Source organism: Curtobacterium luteum (genome assembly GCF_001475545.1).
In the GTDB taxonomy this organism is placed as follows: domain Bacteria; phylum Actinomycetota; class Actinomycetes; order Actinomycetales; family Microbacteriaceae; genus Curtobacterium; species Curtobacterium luteum_A.
In genome coordinates this window covers 1-5569 of the sequence record NZ_LDQC01000123.1, presented here as the reverse complement: position 1 = coordinate 5569, position 5569 = coordinate 1, and the positions used below count along the sequence as shown (strand labels likewise).

Here is a 5569-nt window from a genome sequence, read left to right as displayed (position 1 = left end):
TTGACCGACACCCGACTTACAATCGCCGAGTTGTGGGTTCGAGTCCCACCGGGGGTACGCGTTGGGTGACCGTGCGACCGTGCGACCGTGCGACCGTGCGACCGTGAGCCGCTGGCCGAGACTCGGCTTCGCGGACAGTTTCGAGGTCTTCGGAGCGCGAAACTGTCCGCGGACCCGAGACTCGGGCAAGGGGCCCGAGCCGCGAGTTGCCCGCCCGGCCCCGCCCGCCCCGCCCCGCGGGCCAGCTACGATCGACACTCGTGGTCGGACTCGGAAGCGCCATCGCCCAGCTGCGCAACACCCTCCGCCGCCCCGAACCGCACGTCGAGGTGATCGATGGTGAAGCGGTCCCGGTCGGCATGCTCCTCGGCACCCTCGGGGCGTTGCTGCTCGACGCCGGCAGCTCGGTCACCGACGTCCGATCGGCACTCGAGAAGGCCCGCGACGCCGCCGGCATCGGCCCCGAGCTCGCGGTGGGCGTCCTGCCCGCACTGGTCATCGTCAGCGAGACCGCCACCGGCGCCGCGACGATCGTCAACGCCGAGGGTGTCGAGCTCTCCGCGCGGCAGTCCGCCCGGGCGAACCGGATCGTCCTCGGTCTCGAGAGCGGCTCGATCGGGCTCGCGGAGATCCCCGCCCGCGTCCGGGCCATCCGCGCGAGCACCCGGCTGCCGGCCCCGCTCCCGTGGATCCTCGGCAACGCCCTGACCTCGGCGGGCCTCGCGGTGGTGTTCCGATGCCCGTGGTGGGCGGTCCTGCTGGCGCTCGGAGTCGGCGCCCTCGTCGGTGTGATCGGGATCGTGCTGCGGCGCTTCCGCGAGGCCCTCGCGATCGTGCCCTTCCTCGCGGCCTTCGTGTCGACGTCGATCGTCGGGCTCGTCGCAGCCGGGACGGGGTTCGGCCACGTGCCGCTCTTCGCGGTGTGCGCCCCGGTCGCGGTGTTCGTCCCGGGTGCGTTGATCACGAACGCCCTGCTCGAACTCACCGCCGCCGACATCGTCACGGGCTCGTCGCGGCTCATGCAGGGCATCATCATGCTCGGCTTCATGGCCGCGGGCATCGCCGCCGGGAGCGCCCTGACCGGCCTGCACGTCGACCCGTCGTCAGCGGCCCTCGTCGGGGAGGTCGCGGGGGTCGGCACGGACCGCGGCGGATGGGAGGCCGTTCCGCCGTACTGGGTCTCCTGGGTCGCGGTGGTGTTCCTCGCGGTCGGCCTCGGGCTCGTGTTCCAGTCCGGCTGGCGGTTGACCCTGGTGTCGGTGGTCGTGATGACCTCGGCCTACGGACTCCTCACCGGCATCACCCCCCTGGGCGGCAGCGTGGTGGCGACGGGCGCGACGGCAGCGCTCCTGTTCGTCGCCACCCGCATCCTGGAACGCATCGTCCCGGTGATCCCGGCGAACGTGTCGTTCTTCCCCGCGTTCCTCCTGCTCGTCCCGGGCACGGTCGGCCTGGTCGCGGTCGCGACGCTGTCACCGGTCGCGCTCGCGACGCCGCTCGCGACCTTCGTCAGCCTCTGCGTCGGCACGAAGATCGGCGGACTCCTGCCCGGTCTGTTCCGGCGGAACGCGCCGCACCGCGGCCAGGTCTGACCCACCGGCCTGGAGGCTCGGGTCGGGCCCGCACCGTGCCTCCCGGTCGATGGGTGGCGAGCGCGCGCCGGGGGCGACCCGTCGGTGCTGACTCCTCAGGCCGGCTCGCCCGTCAGGGCGCGATCAATCGGCCTGCCACCTGGTCCTCCGCCGCCCTCGCCTTCGCGAGGTAGTGCACCTTCTTGCCGGTGGCGTTGTAGGGGAGCTCGTCGACGAAGCGGTAGCGGCGCGGACGCTTGTACCGGGCGAGCCCGGGGTGGCCGGCGGTCCAGTCCTCGAGGACGGCCGCAGCCTCGGCGTCGTCCTCGGGCAGCCCGCCCGGTGCACGGACCACGAACGCAGTGACGACCTCCCCCCACTGCTCGTCGGGGACGCCGACCACGATCGAGTCGGCGACGCCGGGGTGCTCCTGCAGGGCGGCCTCGACCTGCACCGGGTGGACGTTCTCGCCACCGGAGATGATCATGTCGTCCTTGCGTCCGACGATCGTCACGCGCTCGTGCTCGTCCCACGTCGCGAGGTCACCCGGGTAGAACCAACCGTTCGCGAACTTCTCCGCCTCGAGTCCCGGGTTCCGGTACGAGTAGCCGGACTTGACGGTGCGGACCGCGAACTCACCGATCTCGGTACCGTCCTTCGCGACCGTGTCGGACGGGTCGGCGAGCCGGTCCTCATGGACGCGCACGACCGCGACGTCGTCGTCGGTGCTCGCGCGGCCGGTGGAGCCTGCGCCGTCGGGGAAGTCCTCGGGGCGCAGGAACGTGTTCCAGAACGTCTCGGTCGTGCCGTAGCCGTTGAAGATGCGCGGGGACAGCAGCTCCTGGTACCGCAGTGCCGCGGCACGGTCGAGCGGGGCGCCCATCGTCACGATGCCGTGCAGGCTCGACAGGTCGCGGGGCCGGGCCTCCTGGGCGTTCGCGAGGCCGACGAGGTTCGGGGGAGCGCCGATGAGGAACGTCAGTCGTTCGGACTCCACGAGGTCGAGGACCCGGTCGGGATCGAAGTGGCGGAGCGTCGTGAGTTCGGCGCCGACGTAGAACACCGGGTTCGGGCCGCCCGAGTACAGGCCGCCGCGGTGGAACAGTGGCGACATGTTGAGCGTCTTGTCGAACGGGCTCAGCGGGAAGTGCATGATGACGTCGTGCGCGCTGAGCACCTCGACGAGACTCGGCAGCGGGACGGGCTTCGGACGTCCGGTCGTGCCGCTCGTGTAGAGGCGTGTCGTCTCGGCGTAGGTGTTCCGTGGCTCAGCGGCTGCGAGCTCCTCGGCCGTGACGGGGTCCGCGGCGAGGAGCTCGTCGAACTGGTCGTGGTCGCCACCGACGGTCACGACGTGCGCGGGGCGGTGGTCGGACGTCTCGAGTGCCTGCGCGATGTCGGCGGAGCGTGCGGCGTCGTGCAGGAGGACGACCGGAGCGGAGTCCTCGACGATGAACGCGACCTCGTCCGGTGCGAGCCGGAAGTTCGTCGGCGAGAAGACCGCTCCGATGCGGTGGCACGCGAGGTAGGCGATCGCGAACTCCGGGCCGTTGAAGAGCTCCACCATCACGACCGCACCAGGGCCGGCGCCGTGCCGCACGAGCCACCCACCGACCCGGTCGACCGCGTCGCCGAGCTCCGCGTAGGTCCACGAACGACCGGTGTCCGGGTCGCGGAGGGCCGGCCGGCCGGCGAAGCGGTGGGTGTTCCGGACGAAGCCGTTCGCGTAGGTGAAACTGCCCTCGAACACCTCGCGGAAGCGTGTGGCGTCGTAGTCGGATCGGGTGTCGGTCATCGTCGCTCCCTCGTGGCGTCCTCCCGCGGGGCGCTCACCGATCGTCAGCGTAGTGGCCGCTCCGGCGCCGTGCTCGGGGCTGCTCCTCCGTCGACCGTGGCCGTGGCCGTGGCGCCCGCCGCGGTCGGGTTCAGACGTCCGGGGTCGCGGCCGACCGCGGCCACAGCCGGGCGACCAGGCCTGCGGCGACGCAGAGCATCACGGCGACGGCCCACGTGATCGGGGCGACGTGCGTGCCCGTGGCGCCGGAGTACACGGCGGCGGTGAGCGCAGCGGCCACGGACGCGAGCACGGCGTACCGGCCGCGGGCCTCGGCGAGGAGGACGGCTCCGACCGAACCGGTGAACGGGAGCAGCGTGACGACCGCCGCTCCGAGACCGCCGACGCACAGCGTGATCGCGACGTCCGACACGAAGGACGTCCACACCCCACCTCGGGTCGCGACACTGTGCACGCCCCAACCGACGACCGCGAGGACGAGGAACGCAGCGGACCGCCACGAGGCGCTCCGGACACGACCGACGACCTCCGACCCCAGCCGCATCGGTCCCGTGCCGAGGTCCGCACGCCCGGTCGGGACGAGCACGACACCGACGACGAGCGCGGGGGACAGTTCGCCGGCGCGGGTGAGCGCACACGCGACCAGTGCGGCCAGGACGAGCACGGGGGAGACCCGGTGGCCGACCAGGTGCCGGTCGCTGCCGGCCGCCCACCGCGTGGCGAGCACCGTCGCCGCCGTCAGCAGTGCGGAGCCGAGCGCGATCGCGAGCGCGAGCCGGACGTACCGGGCCTCGAGCGAGACACCGGTGCCGAGCAGGGTGCAGAGCGTCGCGATCGTCACGGACGACACCATCGACACCCACGTCGGCAGGGCGTCCTCCGCGCGTGACCGGGCCCGCGGGAGGTTCCGACCGAGCAGCGCCGAGAACGGCGAGCGGATCCGACCGCGCACCACACCGGCGACCATCGCGAGCGGCACGAGGACGAGCACGAGGAACCCCGCGGCGACGGCGGTCGCGACGAGCACGGTCCGCCACGAGAACACGGACTGGATCGTGGGGACGGCCTGGTCGTACGCGGTCCGGGCGCTCCAGTCGCCGGCCGGCCCGGACCAGTCGAGCCCGCGGCCACCCGAGCCCGGTCCGCCCGCGTGCGTCCCACTGCCGGTCGTGCCCGGTGAGCCGGCTCCCGGGTCCCCGGCCGCGGACGACCCGGTGGGGGTACCCGTCCCGGAGGCGACGGAGTCGTGCGGACCAGCGCCCGCCGAGCCGGACGGGCCCGAGGTGTCCGTGGCGCTGCTCGCGTCGCTCGGGTCGGACGAACCCGAATCCGACGACGGCGTCCCTGACGACGCGGCGACGAGGACCCGGACGCCTGCGGAGGCCCGCGAGGTGTTCCCCGCTGCGTCGCGCTGCACGGCCGAGATGACCCGCGACCCCGGGGCGACCGACGTGCCCGACGTCGCGCACGACCACCGGCCGGAGGTGCCGACCGTGGCGATGCAGACCGGGGAGCGGCCGACCGAGACGGTCACGACGGCCCGGGGCTCACCGGTGCCGGAGACCCGGAACGGCTGCGTGCGGATGCTCGTGGCTGCGCGGGGATCGAGGATCCGTGGCGCAGCGGGGGCGCTCCGGTCGAGGGCGATCGTGCGGGGGGACGACGCGGCGCTCCGGAGGTCCGACCGGTACCCCGTCGCCGTGCTGCCGGTCTGGGTCGCCACGAGCGTGAGCGTGCCGTCCCGGACGTCCCGGGGCAGTGACACGACCCAGCGTCCGTCCCGCCCGACCGTCGCGTCCCACTCCTCGGCCGAGCCGGAGGCGCTGAGGTTCACGGTCGCTCCGGGGTGTCCGTCGCCGGCGATCGTGCCGGTCGAGGTGTTCCGGGTCGCGAGCGTCGGCGGCGTCACCACGTCGGACGACGGGGTCGCGGCGGACCCGAGCGACGGTGCCGTGCGGTCGGACACCGTGAAGACCTGCGCGGGCCCGGACACCACGGTCCCCAGGCACGACCAGGACCCGTCCTGCTGCACCCGGGTGGAGCAGGTCCCGGTGGAGCCCGACGTCACGCGGAGGGCGTGACCGGGGGTGCCCCGCCCGTGGAAGCGCGCGGTGCCGGTGGTGATGTCGCCCGGGTCGGCGATCGTCGGGGCGACCGGGGGAGTGGAACTCGGCGGGCTGGTGGGGGTCGGGTGGCCGTACAC

Annotated in this window: 3 protein-coding genes; 1 reads left to right on the top strand and 2 read right to left on the bottom strand. The window is 73.4% G+C overall.

What is annotated here, in order from left to right; all coding sequences use genetic code 11:
* The first annotated feature begins 260 nt into the window (after positions 1 to 260).
* Entirely contained in the window at positions 261 to 1592 is a 1332-nt protein-coding gene (locus tag NS184_RS16300) for a threonine/serine exporter family protein (protein WP_193750521.1), read from the top strand.
* Positions 1593 to 1704: 112 nt separating this feature from the next.
* Here NS184_RS16300 and NS184_RS16295 read toward each other — a convergent pair whose 3' ends face one another.
* Positions 1705 to 3366 carry a class I adenylate-forming enzyme family protein gene (locus NS184_RS16295; protein ID WP_058727137.1) on the bottom strand — a complete coding sequence of 554 codons (1662 nt, stop codon included), beginning with the start codon at positions 3364 to 3366 and terminating at the stop codon, positions 1705 to 1707.
* 130 nt (positions 3367 to 3496) lie between these two features.
* A partial coding sequence (locus NS184_RS16290) for an Ig-like domain-containing protein (protein WP_152998283.1) occupies positions 3497 to 5569 on the bottom strand: 2073 nt, incomplete at its 5' end.